Annotated in this window: 16 protein-coding genes; 13 read left to right on the top strand and 3 right to left on the bottom strand. The window is 70.4% G+C overall.

Annotated elements, in window-relative coordinates; genetic code table 11:
* Window positions 1–5 precede the first annotated feature (5 nt).
* The 5 genes from ACVWNX_RS19535 (at window position 6) to ACVWNX_RS19515 (ending at window position 5,640) form a co-directional block, all read left to right on the top strand.
* The gene (locus ACVWNX_RS19535) at window positions 6–1,313 is read left to right on the top strand and encodes a sensor histidine kinase (RefSeq protein ID WP_454408616.1); all 1,308 of its coding nucleotides are present in this window, start codon (window positions 6–8) and stop codon (window positions 1,311–1,313) included.
* Between the two features lie 86 nt (window positions 1,314–1,399).
* The gene (locus ACVWNX_RS19530; protein WP_454408614.1) at window positions 1,400–3,604 is read left to right on the top strand and encodes an MMPL family transporter; all 2,205 of its coding nucleotides are present in this window, start codon (window positions 1,400–1,402) and stop codon (window positions 3,602–3,604) included.
* Window positions 3,605–3,757: 153 nt separating this feature from the next.
* The gene (locus ACVWNX_RS19525) at window positions 3,758–3,964 is read left to right on the top strand and encodes an MbtH family protein (RefSeq protein WP_062754308.1); all 207 of its coding nucleotides are present in this window, start codon (window positions 3,758–3,760) and stop codon (window positions 3,962–3,964) included.
* A gap of 4 nt (window positions 3,965–3,968) precedes the next feature.
* On the top strand, window positions 3,969–4,922 hold the full coding sequence (locus ACVWNX_RS19520; RefSeq protein WP_454408613.1) for an ATP-binding cassette domain-containing protein: 954 nt from the start codon (window positions 3,969–3,971) through the stop codon (window positions 4,920–4,922).
* Between the two features lie 4 nt (window positions 4,923–4,926).
* Complete coding sequence (locus tag ACVWNX_RS19515) at window positions 4,927–5,640, top strand: 4'-phosphopantetheinyl transferase family protein (RefSeq protein ID WP_454408611.1); 714 nt, start codon at window positions 4,927–4,929, stop codon at window positions 5,638–5,640.
* A 14-nt stretch (window positions 5,641–5,654) separates the two neighbouring features.
* Here ACVWNX_RS19515 and ACVWNX_RS19510 read toward each other — a convergent pair whose 3' ends face one another.
* Together ACVWNX_RS19510 and ACVWNX_RS19505 are read right to left on the bottom strand one after the other, a co-directional pair.
* Window positions 5,655–6,353, bottom strand: a complete 699-nt coding sequence (locus ACVWNX_RS19510; RefSeq protein ID WP_454408609.1) for an AfsR/SARP family transcriptional regulator — start codon at window positions 6,351–6,353, stop codon at window positions 5,655–5,657.
* A 540-nt stretch (window positions 6,354–6,893) separates the two neighbouring features.
* Complete coding sequence (locus tag ACVWNX_RS19505) at window positions 6,894–7,937, bottom strand: hypothetical protein (RefSeq protein WP_454408607.1); 1,044 nt, start codon at window positions 7,935–7,937, stop codon at window positions 6,894–6,896.
* Window positions 7,938–8,400: 463 nt separating this feature from the next.
* Here ACVWNX_RS19505 and ACVWNX_RS19500 point away from each other — a divergent pair, with 463 nt between their 5' ends.
* From ACVWNX_RS19500 to ACVWNX_RS19470, 7 genes are all read left to right on the top strand, one after another.
* On the top strand, window positions 8,401–9,330 hold the full coding sequence (locus ACVWNX_RS19500) for a 3-oxoacyl-[acyl-carrier-protein] synthase III C-terminal domain-containing protein (RefSeq protein WP_454408606.1): 930 nt from the start codon (window positions 8,401–8,403) through the stop codon (window positions 9,328–9,330).
* 28 nt (window positions 9,331–9,358) lie between these two features.
* The gene (locus ACVWNX_RS19495; RefSeq protein WP_454408604.1) at window positions 9,359–10,756 is read left to right on the top strand and encodes a preATP grasp domain-containing protein; all 1,398 of its coding nucleotides are present in this window, start codon (window positions 9,359–9,361) and stop codon (window positions 10,754–10,756) included.
* Window positions 10,757–10,770: 14 nt separating this feature from the next.
* A complete protein-coding gene (gene lysA / locus ACVWNX_RS19490) occupies window positions 10,771–12,060 on the top strand; it encodes a diaminopimelate decarboxylase (protein WP_454408602.1) in 1,290 nt (429 codons plus the stop codon).
* A 68-nt stretch (window positions 12,061–12,128) separates the two neighbouring features.
* Window positions 12,129–12,401, top strand: a complete 273-nt coding sequence (locus tag ACVWNX_RS19485) for an acyl carrier protein (RefSeq protein WP_454408600.1) — start codon at window positions 12,129–12,131, stop codon at window positions 12,399–12,401.
* A gap of 68 nt (window positions 12,402–12,469) precedes the next feature.
* On the top strand, window positions 12,470–13,279 hold the full coding sequence (locus ACVWNX_RS19480; RefSeq protein WP_454408599.1) for a beta-ketoacyl-[acyl-carrier-protein] synthase family protein: 810 nt from the start codon (window positions 12,470–12,472) through the stop codon (window positions 13,277–13,279).
* The gene (locus tag ACVWNX_RS19475; protein WP_454408597.1) at window positions 13,276–13,908 is read left to right on the top strand and encodes a hypothetical protein; all 633 of its coding nucleotides are present in this window, start codon (window positions 13,276–13,278) and stop codon (window positions 13,906–13,908) included. Before ACVWNX_RS19480 ends, ACVWNX_RS19475 begins: the two co-directional genes overlap by 4 nt.
* Window positions 13,905–15,053 (top strand): acyl-CoA dehydrogenase family protein, encoded by a 1,149-nt coding sequence (locus ACVWNX_RS19470; RefSeq protein ID WP_454408596.1) that lies wholly within the window; start codon window positions 13,905–13,907, stop codon window positions 15,051–15,053. Before ACVWNX_RS19475 ends, ACVWNX_RS19470 begins: the two co-directional genes overlap by 4 nt.
* A 26-nt stretch (window positions 15,054–15,079) precedes the next feature.
* Here ACVWNX_RS19470 and ACVWNX_RS19465 read toward each other — a convergent pair whose 3' ends face one another.
* Window positions 15,080–15,727: a LuxR C-terminal-related transcriptional regulator gene (locus ACVWNX_RS19465; protein ID WP_454408594.1), complete on the bottom strand. Its 648-nt coding sequence runs from the start codon at window positions 15,725–15,727 to the stop codon at window positions 15,080–15,082.
* Window positions 15,728–15,998: 271 nt separating this feature from the next.
* Between ACVWNX_RS19465 and sbnA the strand changes: the two genes are divergently transcribed.
* The gene (gene sbnA / locus ACVWNX_RS19460) at window positions 15,999–16,979 is read left to right on the top strand and encodes a 2,3-diaminopropionate biosynthesis protein SbnA (RefSeq protein ID WP_454414843.1); all 981 of its coding nucleotides are present in this window, start codon (window positions 15,999–16,001) and stop codon (window positions 16,977–16,979) included.
* Window positions 16,980–17,052 lie beyond the last annotated feature (73 nt).

The following is a 17,052-nucleotide window of genomic DNA, read 5'->3' as shown; positions in this document are numbered from 1 at the left end:
AGGAAATGAACGCACGCGGAATCGAGAAGACCGGTCAGAGCCCAGGTGGTTCCGTGACGATGATGCTGCGGGGCGTGGCCCTGACAGGGGTGGCGATCTACGAGGCGCTGCTGATCCTGTGGGTGTCGCTCGTCGTCTGCCTCTGCTTCGTCGGTATCGGAATCCCGCTCCTGCCGGGCGCGCTGAACGCGGTCCGCAAGGACGCGCGAACCCAGCGCAGGCTGGCCGGGGAATGGTCCGGCATCCGGGTCGAGTCCTCGCACCTGCCCGAACCGGCCGCGGCCCCCGGCCCGGCCTGGAAGCGGGCCCATCGGATGCTCGGTGACGGCCACACCTGGCGGGACCTGCTCTGGGCCCTGGTCAACCCGCTGGTCGGCCCCCTGATGGCGCTCCTCCCCGCAGCCGCGGTCGTGGGCGGACTCTGGGGCCTGAGCCTCACGTTCCTGTGGGACAGCCTGCCCGAGTCCTGGAACAGCATCTGGTTCACCTTCATCCCCGTGAACAGCCAGCCCATGGCGATCCTGGCGGGGGCCCTCGGCCTCGTGGAGCTCGCGGCCGGCCTGGTCCTGCTGCCCCGCCTGATGCTGCCGCTGCACGGCCGCTGGGTGCGCCTGATGCTGGGCTCCACCCGTGCCGCGCTGACCAACCGTGTCGAGCACCTCGCCAGCACCCGTTCCGACGCCATGGACATGAACGCCACCGAACTGCGCCGGATCGAGCAGGACCTGCACGACGGTGCCCAGGTGCGTCTCGTGGCCCTGGGCATGACCCTCTCCGCCGCCGAGTCCCTGGTCGAGCGGAACCCCGAGGCTGTACGCGCCCTCCTCGCCGAGGCCAAGGACAACTCGGCCAAGGCCCTGAACGAACTCCGCGACCTGGTGCACGGCGTACACCCGCCGCTGCTCGCCGACCGGGGCCTGGTGGACGCCATCCGGACCCTCGGCCTGGAACTCCCCCTGCGAGTCCACGTCACCGGCTCGATTCCCGGCCGACCGCCGGCCCCGGTGGAGTCCGCCGCGTATTTCGCCATCGCCGAACTGCTCAGCAACGTCACCAAGCACGCCAAGGCGTCCGAGGCCACCGTCGACATCCGGTACTCCGACCACAGCCTGCGGGTCGCCGTCCACGACGACGGTGTCGGCGGCGCCGACACCCGCAACGGCACCGGCCTGGCCGGGGTCGAGCGCCGACTGGCCGCCTTCGACGGCCTCCTCGTGGTCACCAGCCCGCTGGGCGGCCCCACTTCGGCCGCCTTCGAGATCGCCTGCGAACTCCTCAGCGGTTCCGCGACCGACGACGTCCCGACGACCTGACCCCCGGCCCCGCCCCGGGCGCCAGCTCCGCTCCAGGAAACGACATGTGCCCGACGCTCTTACCATCGACCTAAGGACCTCTCGACATGCCGGTCAGCAATCGCCACTTCGCCTCGCGGATGGGGCGCTGGGGCGCCACCCATCCGTGGACGGCCATCCTCCTCTGGCTGATCGTGGTCGTGGGCGCCTTCTCCATGGGCACCGTGATCGAGACCAAGCAGGCCACCAACCAGGACCTGCTGGTCGGCGAGGCCGCCGAAGCCGCCCGGCTCATCGAGGAGAACGGGCTGCGGAACCCCGCCGCGGAGAACATCCTGATCGGCACCCGCGCCGGCCAGGCGACCACCGCGCAGACGACCGAGCGGACCGCCGCGGCGACCGAGCTGCGCCGACGGCTGGCGGCCCTCCCCGAGGTCGCCTCGGTGAGCGACCCGATCGACTCGCCGAACGGCAGGGCACTGCTGCTCCAGGTCTCGATGAAGGGTGACGCCGACACCGCCGCGGACCGGGTGACCCCGCTCCTGACAGCCACCGCCGACGCCCAGAAGCAGCACCCCGGCCTTCTCATCGCGCAGGCCGGCGACGCGTCCGTCAAGCACGACTTCCAGGAGTGGCTCGCCAAGGATCTCCAGAAGGCGACCGTGATCAGCGTCCCCGTGACCCTGGCGATCCTGCTCCTCATCTTCGGCGCGCTCGTCATGGCCGGTGTGCCGGTACTGCTCGGCCTGATGGCGGTCGCCTCGACGATGGGCCTCTGGGCCCTGGCCTCCCATCTCGTGCCGGACCCCGGCATGGTGACGGACGTCATCGTCCTGATGGGCCTCGCGGTCGGTGTCGACTACTGCCTCTTCTACCTGCGCCGCTACCGCGAGGAGTGCGCCAACGGCTACGACCCGGCCTCCGCGGTCGGCATCGCGGCCGCCACCTCCGGCCACTCCGTGATGGTCTCCGGGATCGCGGTGATCGTCTCCGCCGCGGGCCTCTACCTCTCCGGTGACGTGATGCTGGCCTCCATGGCCACCGGAGCGATCATCGTGGTCGCCGTCGCGATGATCTCCGCGGTCACCGTTCTCCCCGCCCTGCTGGTCAAGCTCGGCCGTGCCGTCGACCGCCCCCGCGTCCCGCTCGTCTGGCGGCTCTCGCAGCGCAACGGAACCCCCCGTGTGTGGGGATTCCTCCTCCGCCCCGCCACCCAGCGCCCGCTGATCTGCCTCGTCGTCGCCGTCGGCGGCCTGGTGGCCCTGGCGCTGCCCGCCCTGGACATGAACCTGAAGGCCACGCAGGTCGACGACTTCCCCCGCTCGCTGAGCACGATGCGGACCCACGACCGCCTGGTCGACGCGTTCCCCTCCACAGCGAACACCGACACCGTTGCCGTACGGGTTCCGGCCGGCGAGAACGAACAGCTGCGCACCCGGATGACCCGGCTGTCCGAGTCCGTCCGGCAGGACCCCCTGTTCGCCACGGACAGCCCGCCCCGGATCCGCTACTCCGCGGACGGTCGCGGCGCGGTCCTGGAAGCCGGCACACCGACCGCCCCGGGCACCGACCCGGCCCGTGACTCCGTCACCCGTCTGCGCGCCGACCTGGTACCGGACGCGCTGCGGGGCGTGCCGGGCGTCGAGTACGCCGTGGGCGGGGCGCAGGCCGAGGACATGGACTACACGTCCAACCTCACCAGCCGGCTGCCACTGGTGGTCGGGGGCGTGTTCGCGCTGACCTTCCTGATCATCCTGCTCGCCTTCCGCTCGGTGGTCGTGGCCATGACCACCGTGGTGCTGAACCTGCTGTCCGTCGCCGCCTCGTTCGGCTTCCTCTGCCTGGTCTTCCAGCGGAACTGGGCCGAGGACCTGCTGGACTTCACCTCAACCGGGCACGTGGTGTCCTGGGTGCCGATCCTGCTGTTCGTGATCCTGTCCGGGCTCTCACTCGACTATCACGTCTTCGTGGTCAGCCGGATCAGGGAGAGCGTGGTCGCCGGCATGACGACGAAGAACGCGGTGGTGGACGGGATCACCCGCACCGCCGGTGTGGTGACCGGGGCTGCGGCGGTCATGGTCGCGGTGTTCGCCACCTTCGGCACGCTGACCTTCATCGAGATGAAACAGATCGGCGTCGGTCTCGCGGTGGCGATCGTCATCGACGCGACGATCATCCGGATCTACGTCCTGCCCGCCGCGATGACCCTCCTCGGCCGGGCCAACTGGTGGCCGTCGCGGACTGGTCGTTCCAGCGGCCTCCCCGAGCCGCAGCGCTCCGCGGAGACGTTCCAGGACACGGCCCGCGTCTGATCCGTACGCGGTGGGTCGGCGGCCCGGTCGGGGCGGGGACTTCACGGTACCCGCCCCGCGCCCCCGATCAGCCGTCCGTCAGCCTCGCGTCAGTGCCCATCAAGCATAGTGGTCAGGGAAGTTGACCACGGCGGACAGACAGGAGCACCGTAGATGAGCAACCCCTTCGACGATTCCGAAGGCACCTTCCATGTGCTGGTCAACGACGAGAACCAGCACAGTCTGTGGCCGTCCTTCGCCGAGGTGCCCGCGGGCTGGCGTCCGGTGCTGAGCGATGCCGCTCGCGAGGACGCCGTGCGCTACGTGGAGGAGAACTGGACCGACCTCCGGCCACTGAGCCTCGTCGAGCACGGGGCCTGATCCCGTGACGGCTCACGCACCGGCGGCGATCGAGGCCGAGGGTCTCCGCAAGAACTACAAGGACCACGAGGTCCTCAAGGGGATCGGCCTCCACGTCCCCGCGGGCACCGTACTAGGGCTCCTCGGCCCCAACGGGGCCGGCAAGACGACGACCGTCCGCATCCTCAGCACGCTGCTGCGGCTCGACGGAGGACGCGCCGCGGTGTGCGGCATCGACGTGTCGAAGCACCCCCGCGAGGTGCGCCGGAGGATCGGTCTCTCGGGCCAGTACGCCGCCGTGGACGAGGAACTGTCCGGACGGGAGAACCTGGTCCTGCTCGGCCGACTGCTCCATCTGGGCACCCGGGCCGCCCGCGCCAGGGCCGAGGAGATGCTGTCCCGGTTCGATCTGACCGGTGCGGGCGACAAACCGCTGCGGGAGTACTCGGGCGGCATGCGGCGCAGGCTGGACCTGGCGAGCACCCTGGTGGGCAGCCCGCAGGTCATCTTCCTGGACGAGCCGACGACCGGTCTCGATCCGAAGAGCCGACTGGGTCTGTGGGCCGTCGTACGGGAGCTCGTGGCGGAGGGTGTCACCGTCCTGCTGACCACGCAGTACCTCGAAGAGGCCGACGAGCTCGCCGACCACATCGCGGTGATCGACAAGGGCCGGGTGGTCGCCGAGGGCTCCGCCGACGAACTCAAGCGCAAAGTGGGCGAGGAGCGCCTGGAGATCACGGTCACCGACCCCGCCGACATCCCCGCGGCGCTGACAGCGCTGAACGGGGTACTGACCGGAGAACTGACCCGGGACGACCAGAGGGGGGTCCTCGGCATCGAGCTGAGGGACGGACTGGCCGGCATCGCCAGTGCGGCGGCCGCACTGCACCATGCGGGCATCCCTGTGTCCGACTTCGCCCAGCGGCGGCCCTCGCTGGACGAAGTGTTCCTGACGCTGACCGGCCACCAGGCGGCGTAGCCGGATGCCGGAGCGGGCAGCGGTCACCTGCCTGGTGCTGTGGGCGCCCGCGCTCGACCGCGCCGAGCTCCGCGGGCTCATGTCGGCCGAGGAGCGGGCCCGGTACGAGCAGTTCTCGGAACCCTCCGACCGGGCGCGTTTCGCCTCGGCGCGGGCTCTGGTCCGGACCGCGATGGGCCGCGCCACCGGTGTCGCCCCGGGCCTCGTGCCGTTCGACCGGAAGTGCCGGTACTGCGGCGGCCCGCACGGGAAGCCGCGGGTCCCCGGCGCGACCACGAGGTTCTCGCTCTCCCACTCCGGCGGCCTCGTGGGCCTGGCGCTCGCCGAGGGCGCCGAGCCGGGCATCGACGTGGAACGGATCTCCGCCCGGCGGGTCGGACGGCTCGCGCCTCGCGTGCTGTCCGCCAGGGAGCTACGGGACCTGGAGGCCGTGCCGTCCGGGGAGAGGTCGGCGGCTTACCACACCTACTGGACGCGCAAGGAGGCGATCCTCAAGGCCGTTGGCCGGGGAATCTCGTCCTCCTTGCGGGGCATCTCCGTGTCCGGACCGGACGCCCCGGCGGAACTGACCCACGGGAACGGCGACTTCGCCCCGTCGGACATCGCCATGTCCGACCTGCGGCCGGGCCCCGGGTACACGGCGGCCCTCGCCGTCGAGACCCGTGGGCCCATCGACCTGGTCGAGCGGCACCTGGCAGATCCGCTGGACGTTCTCTGATGGCTCCGGACCGGTCACCGGCCGCCGAAGGCCAACCCCGCGTCTATCGCCGGGTCCTGCATGAGGATGGCCTCCTGGATCCGCCGCATCTTCTTCCTGGGCTCCAGGCCCAGTTCGGTGTTCAGCCAGGCACGCACCCGCTGGAAGACGGCCAGCGCGTCGCCCTGCCGACCCATGCGGTAGAGCGCGAGCATCAACAGCTCCGCCATCCGCTCCCGCTCGGGGTGCTCGCAGGCCAGCTGCTCCAGCGCGCTGACGACGGCGGCCTCCCGGCCGATGCTCAGCCTCGCCTCGTAGAGGTCCTCCAGCGCGCCGAGCCGACGGCCGGCGAGCCGGTTCGCGTAGGCGGTGCACCTGAGTCCGCCGGCCACGTCCGCGAGCGCCTGGCCGCGCCAGAGGCGGAGCGCCTCGTCCAGGATCCGTGCCGCCTCGTGCGGCGAGACGTGGAACAGTGCGGAGCCCCGGGTGGCCAGGCCGTCGAACCGGTGCGCGTCGACGGCGTCCGGCGGGAGATCGAGGAGGTACCCGTTGGCCGAGGTCCGCACCAGCAGGTTGCCCGGCACACCGGTCATGCTCTCCAGGGAGATCCGCAGTCGGCGCATGTTGGCCTGGAGCGCGTTCTTCGGGTTCTTGGAATCCTGGTCGGTGGAGAGTTCCTCCATCAGGAGGTCGACCGATACGACCTCTCCGGGAGTGAATGCCAGAACCGCCAACAGGGTTCGCACACGGTTCGCCCCGAGATTACGGGCATGGCTTCCCACCGTCACCTGCGTCGATCCGAGAAGCTCTACCGAGAGTGGCGCATCTACCGGATGGTAAGATTTCACTTATCCCCGTCCAAAGGCTTCGATCACTAAATGGTCGACCTGCGTTCCGCTTCCGATGACACTCGCTCAGAGGCGGTGTCGGCTGCAATCCGAGCGAGCCGAGGAAGGGATGGACGTAGCATTTGGATGCGCCGAGCACTGACCGAACGCAAGAAATCCCCCCGGACACTGCGGTTGTTTGGAGCGGCTCGTGGCCTTCATCGCTGCTGGTCGGCCACGACAGGCCGATCCAGCCCCCAAACCTCAATCTTCTCAAATTGAAACCTAGCATGCACCATTCGAACGGGGCTTCCCTCGACTGGCCGAAAGGTCATTCTTTCCCAAGATCTTGACAGCCCGTCAATAATTGCCGTTCGGGGCGCGGGGGCACTCGTCGCGCGGAGCCGACCGGGCCCGGGGCGCCCGGCTACGGGCGCCCCGAAAACATCACAGCAGGTCGATCCGCCGACCGGCGCCCAGGTCCAGCGCCGTGCGGTGGACCGCGTCGATCAGCCCGACGTCGAGGATGGACATGCCGAACGGGTTGCTCACCACATAGCCGCTCTTCGGCCGAATGGCCGGAACCTGACCGAGCAGCACTTGACCGAGCGTGCCCTCGATGGACCGGCCGGCCCCGCGCTCGGGAGCCCCCTCCGTACCCGGCCGGGTCACCTTCCCTTCCTGGAGCAGGCTGCCCAGGATCCGCCGCGGGTTCTCCTCGATCAGGTCGAGGTCGTCCCCGTAGACGGCCTGCGCCCCGAGGAAGACCTCCTCGGTGAGGTCGCCGAGGGAGACGTGTGCGACGAAGCTCCCCGGGGCGAACAGGTCCGCACCCAGGTACGGATCGCTGCTCGTGGTCAGCGTGACGGTGACGGGCGTGGCCCTGATGGCCTCGGCGGCCGTGCCGGCGACCGTCACCTTCAGCTGCGGATGCTTCCCGCCCGCCCAGACGACCAGCTCCGCCGCGCGGTCGGCGGACAGGTCGAAGACGACCACCGTGCGCACGTCGGGGAAGGCGCCCACCAGCAGGTCCAGATGCGCACGGGCCAGGGCCCCCGTGCCGATGAGCGTGATGCCGTCCCACCGCTCCGGGCCGAGCGCCCGCAGACTGACCATCGTGTACGCGGCGGTACGGACGGCGCTCAGGTAGCCGGCCTCCGCTATCAGCTTGGGCCGGGCGGTCTCCGGGTCGAAGACGAAGCTCAGCCCGCCGGCCCGCTCGATCCCCTTGGAGGGGTTGTTCACCGCGGCGTTGATGAGCTTCATGCCGTACACCGAACCCTCCTCCCGGTGCAGGGCTCCCAGCATCGCGATGGCGCGGCTGTAGGCGCCGTCGCTGTTGGTCCAGGACAGGTAGCCCTCGGCCGGGATCTCGGTGCGTCCCGCGGCTTGGACACGCAGGACGTCCGCGGCGACCTGGACCGGGTCCAGCTTTTCCAGGCAGGCGAGTACGGCCGGACGGCTGAGAAAGATCAGGCTCTCCTGGGACATGGGTTTTCCTCACCTCTGGGAATCGGGACGCGCTCCAGCGCCATGACACGACCGCAGCAAGAAACCAACTACATGAGGGCCGGTCGACGGTACCTGCCGGTGAAGGAATGGTTCCGGATTCGCGGAGTGCACACGGACCCCGGCCGCGTCCTGCGACGGACTATCGCAGAGTAGCCGACCATCTCCATTTGCCAGTAGGGAAATTAATGCGAGTCTCATGCGTTGTGGAAGTGGAGGCGCTCGCGGGAAACCGGCCGATCCCGACCACCGAATGCTGTCAGCGCTCGGTCAGCGGCATGTCAATTCGGCCTACTAACTTGATCAGCGTCCCCTTGGAGCGCACGGCTCGGGGGATCAGGTGTGCATGGGGATCGCCCGAACGGTCAAGACAACGGTGGTCCGCATTCAGCGCTCCGTGCCGACCTGTTCTTTCGACGACCGCGCTGAGAGGAGCAGGCCAGCCGTGACCTCGCTGACCGAAGTATCAAGCCACTGGCCCACCCAGGTTTCCCTCACAAGCCGCCAGGAGGCGCTGGGCCTGACCGATACGGAACTGCGCCGCTACGGGAGAGGCTTCGGCCTGTCCGACATCTGCTGGGACGACACCGAATCCGAGACGCAGAGCCTGCTGGCCGCCGTCCAGAAGCTGTCCCTGCTGCGCGGCCGGGAGGACCGGGTCCGCTATGTGCTCCGGGCCAAGACCCAGCGGTTCACGTCGCCCTACCCGCTGAGCCCGCTGCACGAAGTGCGCCGCGAGGCCGGCCTGCGCCACGCCAGGACCTTCGCCCTGACCGAACAGGCCTGCGCCTCGGGCCTGCTCGCCGTCGACGTGGCGGGCATGCTGCTGGCCGAGGAGGAGGACCCCGACGCGCTGGCCCTGGTCCTGGTCGGGGAGAAGGCCCACGGCCAGATCTCCCAGGTCCTCGACGGCATGGGCATCACCGGCGAGGGAACCGCGGCGGTGCTGGTCTCCGCTCACGGCACCAGGGACCGGGTCCTGGGGTTCGCGACCAGGACCGTGTCGGTGGGCGACCCCGGACTGTCCATGGTCGACGAGGCATTCGTCCGCTTCCGGGAGATGTACGCCGACGTCCTCATGGAGGTCGTCGGCAGCGCGCTGGACCAGGCCCGCCTCGCCGCCGAGGACATCAGCCTGGTGCTCCCCCACAACGTCAACCGGATCGCCTGGGTCAGGCTCAGTGACCGGCTCGGCGTACCCGTGGACCGGATATTCCTGGACAACATCCCGCGGACCGGGCACTGCTTCGGCGCGGATCCCTTCATCAACTACGCCACCGCTACCGAACTCGGGCGGCTCGACCCCGGCGACCACTACCTCATGGTCTCGGTCGGGCTCGGAGCGAGCTTCGCCGCGATGGTCGTGGAGCACTGACGTGAACCCACAGCGAGAGGGGCTCGAGGTGACCGGCACGGAATTCAACCGGCGACTGAAGTCCGCGGTGGCCGACGACCCGTCGGGCGCCCTGGTCTTCCTCGGCAACTTCGAGGTCGAGGAGCAGTGGGCCCGCGGCGAGACCGGGCTGCCCCGGCTCTCCTCCGCGGGCAACACCGCCGTGGTCAACCGCATGGACGAGTTCGCGCTGCTGCTCGGCGATGTCGACGACCACGTCGTCCTGAAGACCGAACCCGACCCCGGTTACCTGGCCTACCTCCGGGAGCTCGGCATCGGCCTTCCCACCGTGCACGTGGTGCAGGGCCAGCACCCCGGGAACACCGTCACCCAGGACGCCCTGACCGACCCCCGGCTGCTGGCCGTCCTGGGCGAGCTCGGCGCGCAGGGCGCCCTGCTGTCCCCGCACGGCGTCTCGGCGTGGGAGGAGGACCTCGCGGGCAAGGCGGGCATCGCCCTCGCCGCGCCCTCCGCAGAGCTGTGCAAGGCCGTCAACAGCAAGGTCTACAGCCGCCGCGTCGCCGACGAGCTGGGCCTGCGCCAGCCGCGCGGCTGGGCCTGCGAGACCCCCGGCGAACTGCGTACCGCCGTCGCCGCAGCCGCCGAACTGCTGGACGCGGGCGCCACGATGCTCCTCAAGGAGGCCTACGGCGTCTCCGGCAAGGGCATCGCGGAGATCGAGAGCACCCGGCGCCTGGAGCGGACGGAGCGGATGGTCGCGAACTCCGCGCGGAAGTCGGGCACCGAGGACATCGCGTTCGTCCTGGAGGAAAAGGTGGCGAAGGTCACCGACCTGAACTACCAGTTCACCATCGCCCGCGCCGGAGCCGTCCGGCTCGACTTCGTCAAGGAGGCCATCACCGAGAGCGGCGTCCACAAGGGGCACCGCTTCCCGCCGCGGCTGACGGCCGCGCAGCACGAGGTGATCGACGCGACCGCCGGGCTGCTCGGCCGTCGGCTCGCCGACGACGGCTTCTTCGGCGTGGTCGGTGTGGACGCCATGCTCGACCCCGATGGCGGGACGTACCCCGTGATCGAGATCAACGCCCGCAACAACATGTCGACCTACCAGGTACGGCTCCAGGAGCAGCTGCTCGGCGAGGGCCGCCTGGCCCTCGCCCGGCATTACCCGCTGGTCCTTGAGCGGGCGCTCCCCTTCGACACCCTGCGGCAGGTGCTCGGCGACCTCCTGCTCGACCGCCCCGGCGGCAGCGGCCTGGTCGTCAACAACTACGCCACGGTCAACGCCGGTTCGTCGGCCGGCAGCCCGTTCAACGGCCGTCTCTACGGTCTGGTCATGGGCGGTTCGCCCGAAGAGCTCACCGCGCTGGACGAAGCTGTCAGCGCGCGGCTCGGACCCGTCGGAGCGCTGGGCGCCTCCGGGGTCCGGCGCTCCGCCCGCCCCTAGGGGAAAGGACAGAAATGACAGTCGAGTCAGCCCAGTTCCAGGTGCAGGGTCTCCGTATCACCGACCTCGTCGCCGAGTTCGGAACACCCCTGTACGTCTACGACGGCGAGGCCCTGCGCTCCCGGATCACCGCACTGCGTGAGCTCATGCATCCGCGCCTTGAGTTCTTCTACTCGCTGAAGGCCAACCCCAACGTCTCGGTGTGCGCGCTGCTGCACGCCCACGGGGCCCGGGCGGAGGTCTCCTCGATGGCCGAGCTGCTCACCGCGCGCAAGGCCGGCGTACAACCCCGCGACATCGTCTTCCTCGGCCCGGGCAAGAGTCGCGCCGAGCTGACGGAGTGCCTGGACCAGGGCATCCTCGCGATCATCTGCGAATCGCTCCCCGAGCTGGACCTGATCGAGGAGATCGCCGCGGAGCGCGGTGTGGTGGCCCCGGTGGCGCTGCGCGTCAACCCCGGCTTCGCGGTCAAGGGCTCCGGCCTCACCATGGGCGGCAAGCCTCGCCAGTTCGGCATCGACGAGGCCCAGCTGCTGGCCGCCGGACCGCTCGGCAAGCAGTTCGACCACATCCGGCTCATGGGCGTACAGGCGTACATGGGCACGCGCATCCTCAGCGAGGACGCGATCGTGGAGAACACCCGCCGCATCCTGGAGATGGCCGGGCGTATCGCCGACCACCACGCCTTCGACCTGGGCATGGTCGACGTCGGCGGGGGTCTGGGCGTCTCCTACTTCGACGGCGAGCGCGACCTTGACCTCGGGGTGCTGGCGGAGACCGTCAACCCGGTCCTGGACGCCTTCGCGCAGAGCCACCCGACGACCCGGCTGATCATGGAGTTGGGCCGGTACCTGGTGGCGGAGAGCGGGACGTACGTGACCCGCGTGCGCTACACCAAGACCTCGCTCGGCGAGAACTTCGCCGTCGCGGACGGCGGCACCAACCACCACATGGCCGCCGTGGGCATCGGTTCCTTCGTCAAGCGCAACTTCCCCATCCGGCTGCTCAACCGCTACGACGAGCCCGCCACGGAGATCTGGAACATCACCGGTCCCCTGTGCACGCCCAACGACACGCTGGGCAAGAAGGTCGGCCTCCCGACGCTGCGCGAGGGCGACCTGATAGGCGTCGAGCGTTCCGGGGCGTACGGGCCGACCGCCTCGCCCGTGAACTTCCTGAGCCACGGCTACCCGGCCGAGGTACTCGTCAACGACGGCCGCGCCCACCTGGTGCGTACGGCCGACAGCGCCGAGGACCTGCTGGCCAAGCAGCACCTGCTCGACCTGACGCCAGCCGACCACTAGGCCGGCTCTTCCGGATCCCGCCACCGACCTCCCGCACACCGCACCGACGCCGAAAGGGCGCTATCCACATGACCGAGATCACCGAGACCACGGCCCGCCCGCGGGTCGTCAGCGCGATCACCGAGGCCCTCGGGGCCGTCCTCCAGCGCGACTTGGGCGACCTGGCCCCCGACACGAAGCTCTTCGAGACCCTGGGCCTGGACTCGACCGGGGTGCTCGACCTGCTGCTGCGCCTGGAGGAACTCCTCGGCGCGGAGTTCGACACCGACGAGCTCGAAATGAGCCACTTCGCCACGGTGCGGTCGCTCGCCGACTTCATCACCACCGAGCTCGGCCGCTGACGATGTCGCTCGCGGCAGCACCACCGGCCGACGCTGATACGCGGCCGGCCCTCCGCACGGGTCTCGCGGTGACCAAGGCCGTCCACCGGACCTTCGGCCGCGGAACCACCGCGCTCGGCCAGGACGCCGAGCGGCGGTTCTTCCCCAGCCACACCGGGCACGCCGGTGTGGCCCTCCGCGAGGAGCTCCTGGACACCGCGGTGGGTAACACCTTCGAGCACATGGGCGCCGAGCTGCTCGCCGAACTGGGCGAGCAGCCGGAGACCGACCTCGTGGTCCTCGCCTACTCCACACCGGACCTCCTGCCGACCCTGCTCACCGCGCCCACGCTGACGGAGCGGCTGCCCGGTCGGCCGCTGCTCCTCGGGGTGGCCGACCAGGGGCCCTCGGCCCCGTTCAGCGCCCTCGCGCTCGCCCGGAACTACGCCCGCCGACACGGTTTCCGGCGGGTACTGGTCCTCGCCTTCGACCAGCACGTCATGCCGTACGACGTGCCGGGCTCCGGCCCGCGCGGGCTGGCCGGGGACGGCGCGGTCGCCCTGGTCCTGGAAGCCTCCGAGGACAACTGCCGGGTACGCCAGATCTGCGGGCTGAGCCCCCGGGAGGTGCCCGAGCGGCTGGCCGCGCTGATCCGGGAACTGGACCCGGAGGGCACCGCCGAGGTGGCGGCGGGTCCCGGTATCGATCCGGCCTGGAAACCGCCGACAACGGCGGCCTCGGTGCGCCGGGCACCGGAGGGCTACCCCTGCACGTCCGTGCTGGGCACGCTCGCCGAGCGCCTTCCGGCGGCCGGTGGGGGCGCGGCGCTGCTCGTCGAGTACGACCCGGTCCTGGGGGACCTGTCGGTCTGCAGGGTCGATCCGGCGGCGGCGGCATGACGGCGACGGATCACGGACCGGTGCCCGTCGCCCGGCCGTCGGCACCGCCCGTCCAGGACGTGGCGCGCCGGGAGGGCCTCGCGCCCGCCCTGCGCCTGCTCCTGCGCGGGCACGGCCCTCGCTCGGCGCCCCTCGGACCGTCCGGGTTCGCCCTGCTGCCCGAGGACCGGGCGGCGGGGTGCGCGGTCCTGCGCCGCTACCCGCTCACCGGGGGCCCGGTCGTGGTCGTCCGTGGCCCGCGGCCCGCTCCCGAAGGCGGGGGCGGCGCCCTCGACCAGAGCGAGCTGCTCCGGCTCCGCCTCGGGGTGGCCGAGGGCCTGCGCGATGCCTGCGTCGACCACCTGGCCACCCGGCCGAGCGGCGAGAGCACCGTCCTGATGCAGCCCATGGTCAAGGGGCAGCTGGCCGAGGCGCTCGCGCAGCAGCTGGAGCTGTCCGCCCTGCTGGATTCCGGCACCCGGCCGCAGGGCCCGTTCCTCCGGAACGTGCACGGGCAGATCACCCGCAACGGGCGGTCTCTGCTGCGGCTGCTCGGCGCGTACGGATACCTCGCGGACGGGCCGGGAGCGGTGGCGGAGGCCTCCGAACTGCTGGCCGACATCCACGACCCCGTGAAGGAGGACAGGTGAGCGAACTGGACGGTCGGCTGACCGCCTTGCGCGGACAGGCCCGCGAATGGGCGGCCGACTTCCGCGCGGCCGCACTGGAACTGGACCGGGACCCCGAGCTGATCAAGGACTACCTCGACCTGCCGGGAGTGCGGTTCCTGAGCACCTTCGGCGTACCCGCCGCCTTCGCGACGGAACCGCCGGCCGTGGGCCCTTACCGCTTCGACGGCACGAACGGCCAGGAACGGGCGGTGATACTGGAGGAGTTGGCCGCCGGTGACCTCGGCATGACCCTGGCCGCGCCGGGGCCGTCCATGTCGGGCGTCCTCGTCGCGAAGCTCGGCGACGAGGAACAGCGGGAATGGTTCTTCGGCCGGATGACCGCCGCCCCGACCTGGACGTGCTTCGCGCTGACCGAGCCCGATCGGGGATCAGACGCCTCCGCGCTCGGCACCTCCCTGCGCGAGGAGGACGGCGAGCTGCGGCTGACCGGCGCCAAACGGTACGTCGGCAACGCCACCCGCGCACGGTACGCCACCGTGTTCGCCCGTACCCGGCCCGGTCCGCTCGGGGTGACGGCGGTCCTGCTCGACACCGAGTCCGAGGGGTACCACGCCGAGCCGCTGGACAGCCTCGGGATCCGCGGAGCCCGGATCGGGCAGATCACCCTCGACGGGGCGGTCGTCGCCCGCGACCGCGTCCTCGGCCGGCATCGGTCGCCCGCCCGGCGCGGGATCTGGGCCTCCGTCCAGGTGTTCAACGAACTCCGGCCGACGGTCGCGGCACTGGCCCTGGGCGTCGCGGGGGCTGCCCACGCCTATGTACGGGAGCACCGCGCCGGAGCGCGCGGCGGGGACCGGGACCGCATCGAGGTGCTGGGCCGGCGCATCGACGCCACCAGGGCACTGGTCCGCCGGGCGGCGTCGGCCGTGGACGCGACCGGAGACGGGTACCTCGCCTCCGCGGCGAAGGCCCGGGCCTGCGCGCTGGCGGAGGAGACGACCCTGGCGGCCTGCGAGTTGCTCGCTCCCGCCGCCCGGCTGTCCCATCCGCTCCTGGACAAGCTGGTCCGGGACGCACGAGGAGTCGAGTTCATGGAGGGGACCCGGAACATCCAGCACCTCAACCTGTTCCAGGGGCTGAGGTCCGGGAAAGTCGGCGCGTGAACGCCGTACGGGCTCCCCGCGGGTGGTCAGACCCTGTTCAGGTACGTCAGGACGGCCATGACCCGGCGGTTGTCGTCCTTCGACGGCGGCAGGTCCAACTTGGCCAGGATGTTGTTGATGTGTTTGGCCACCGCCTTCTCCGTGATCACCAGCCCGGCCGCCACGGCCGCGTTGGACCGGCCCTCGGCCATGTACCCGAGAACCTCGCGCTCACGATCGGTGAGTCGGGAGATCTGCTGGTCCTGGGAGTTGTGGCTCATCATCCGGGACACCACGTCCGGGTCCATGACCGTTCCACCCGCGGCGACCCGGTGCAGCGCCTCGATGAACTGGGAGCTGTTGAACACCCTGTCCTTGAGCAGGTAGCCGACCCCGCCCTCGCCGTCGGCGAGGAGTTCCCGCGCGTAGAGCTGGTCGACGTACTGCGACAACAGCAGGGAGGGCTGGCCGGGACGGCGGCGGCGGGCGTCGAGGACGGCCCGCAGCCCCTCGTCGGTGTGCGTGGGGGGCATCCGGATGTCGACGAGGGCGATGTCCGGTTCGTGTTCGGCGAGCGCCCGGGTGAGCTCGGGACCTGTACTGACCGCGGCAACGATCTCGAATTCGTTCAGCTCTAATAGTCGCGTCAGCCCCTCGCGGAGCAGGAACTGGTCTTCCGCGAGCACCAGACGCATGCCGTTTCCCCCATTGATCCCCGTCAGCCCCGGCCCGGTCGGGACAGGGCTCCGGGGGCCACAAGCTAGCAACGCCCGGTTGGGACGGGCAAGCAAGGCGCGACAAGCGGTCAGCGCCTGGTCAACTGATTGTCAGCGGCGTTTGGCAAGCTTTCGGAGTCCGATACCGAAAGGACATTTGACCACTCATGGCCGATGACGACATCGCAGCAGCAGGCGATCCGGCCTGGTTGACGACCTCCGCCGGACACATCGACGTGGAGAGTGTCCCATTCAAGTCATATCCGCCCCACATGAATTCAATGCCACCGAACTCTACGTCGATCTCGCATCCGTTGTCGGTGAACGTTTGATCCTGAAGTGCGAGGGATTCAATTTCGCCGGCTCGATCAAACTCAAGGCAGCCCATGCGATGGTCTCCGCCGCGGAACGCGCTGGAGACCTCCGCCCTGGCTCGACCATCGTGGAGAGTTCCTCGGGCAATCTGGGCGTGGCGCTCAGCATCGTCGCCTGCAACCGGGGTTACCGCTTCATCTGCGTCACCGATTCCCGCTGCACCCTCGCCTCGCGCCAGCTCATGCAGCTCCTGGGCAGCGAGGTGCACGTGGTCACCGAGCCGCACCCGGTCGACGGCCTGCTCGGTGCCCGCATCCAGCGGGTCCGTGAACTGTGCGCGGGAGTCAGCGATTCCGTCTGGCTCAACCAGTACGCCAACCCGAACAACTGGATGGCCCATCACCAACTGACCGGCCCGGAGATCCTGAAGGCGTTTCCCGATCTCGGCGTCCTGTTCGTCGGCTCCGGCACCACCGGGACGCTCATGGGATGCGCGCGCTACATGCGGGAGCACAAGCCTTCGGTGCGGATCGTCGCGATCGACGCCGCCGGTTCCGTCACCTTCGGCGGTCCGTCGCGGACCCGCATGATCCCCGGTCTCGGAACGGGCGTACGGCCGCAACTGCTCGACGAGTCCTACGTGGACGACGTGGTCATCGTGCCGGAGACCGACACCATCCGGTCCTGCCGGCAGCTGGCCCGGCGCGGGTTCCTCTTCGGCGGCTCCACCGGGACCGTCGTGAGCGGGGCCACCGCGTGGCTGGCCGAGCACCCCCTCGCGACGGACGCCTCGGCCGTGGCCATCGCCCCCGACCTGGGAGAGCGCTACCTGGACACCGTCTACCAGGACCAGTGGGTGAGCGACCTCTACGGTCCCGGGGTCCTCCGGGAGGCGGTGGCGGCCGAGAGCCACTGACCCCTCCTCCGTCCCGGCGCCCGGGTCGCTCCGCACCGCGCGTCCCGCGCCACCGGGCGGGCGTCGTCCTCAC

This window comes from Streptomyces sp. JNUCC 64, assembly GCF_054484115.1.
Note: the sequence above shows the minus strand (reverse complement) of the source record. Positions and strands in the feature narration are given on the sequence as shown.

What these genes read in the sequence shown, in the direction of transcription:
- ACVWNX_RS19530 (WP_454408614.1), top strand. Translation starts at nt 1,400, where the DNA reads ATGCCGGTCAGCAATCGCCACTTCGCCTCGCGGATGGGGCGCTGGGGC.
- ACVWNX_RS19515 (WP_454408611.1), top strand. Translation starts at nt 4,927, where the DNA reads ATGCCGGAGCGGGCAGCGGTCACCTGCCTGGTGCTGTGGGCGCCCGCG.
- ACVWNX_RS19535 (WP_454408616.1), top strand. Translation starts at nt 6, where the DNA reads ATGAACGCACGCGGAATCGAGAAGACCGGTCAGAGCCCAGGTGGTTCC.
- ACVWNX_RS19465 (WP_454408594.1), bottom strand. Translation starts at nt 15,727, where the DNA reads ATGCGTCTGGTGCTCGCGGAAGACCAGTTCCTGCTCCGCGAGGGGCTG.
- ACVWNX_RS19485 (WP_454408600.1), top strand. Translation starts at nt 12,129, where the DNA reads ATGACCGAGATCACCGAGACCACGGCCCGCCCGCGGGTCGTCAGCGCG.
- lysA (WP_454408602.1), top strand. Translation starts at nt 10,771, where the DNA reads ATGACAGTCGAGTCAGCCCAGTTCCAGGTGCAGGGTCTCCGTATCACC.
- ACVWNX_RS19525 (WP_062754308.1), top strand. Translation starts at nt 3,758, where the DNA reads ATGAGCAACCCCTTCGACGATTCCGAAGGCACCTTCCATGTGCTGGTC.
- ACVWNX_RS19475 (WP_454408597.1), top strand. Translation starts at nt 13,276, where the DNA reads ATGACGGCGACGGATCACGGACCGGTGCCCGTCGCCCGGCCGTCGGCA.
- ACVWNX_RS19505 (WP_454408607.1), bottom strand. Translation starts at nt 7,937, where the DNA reads ATGTCCCAGGAGAGCCTGATCTTTCTCAGCCGTCCGGCCGTACTCGCC.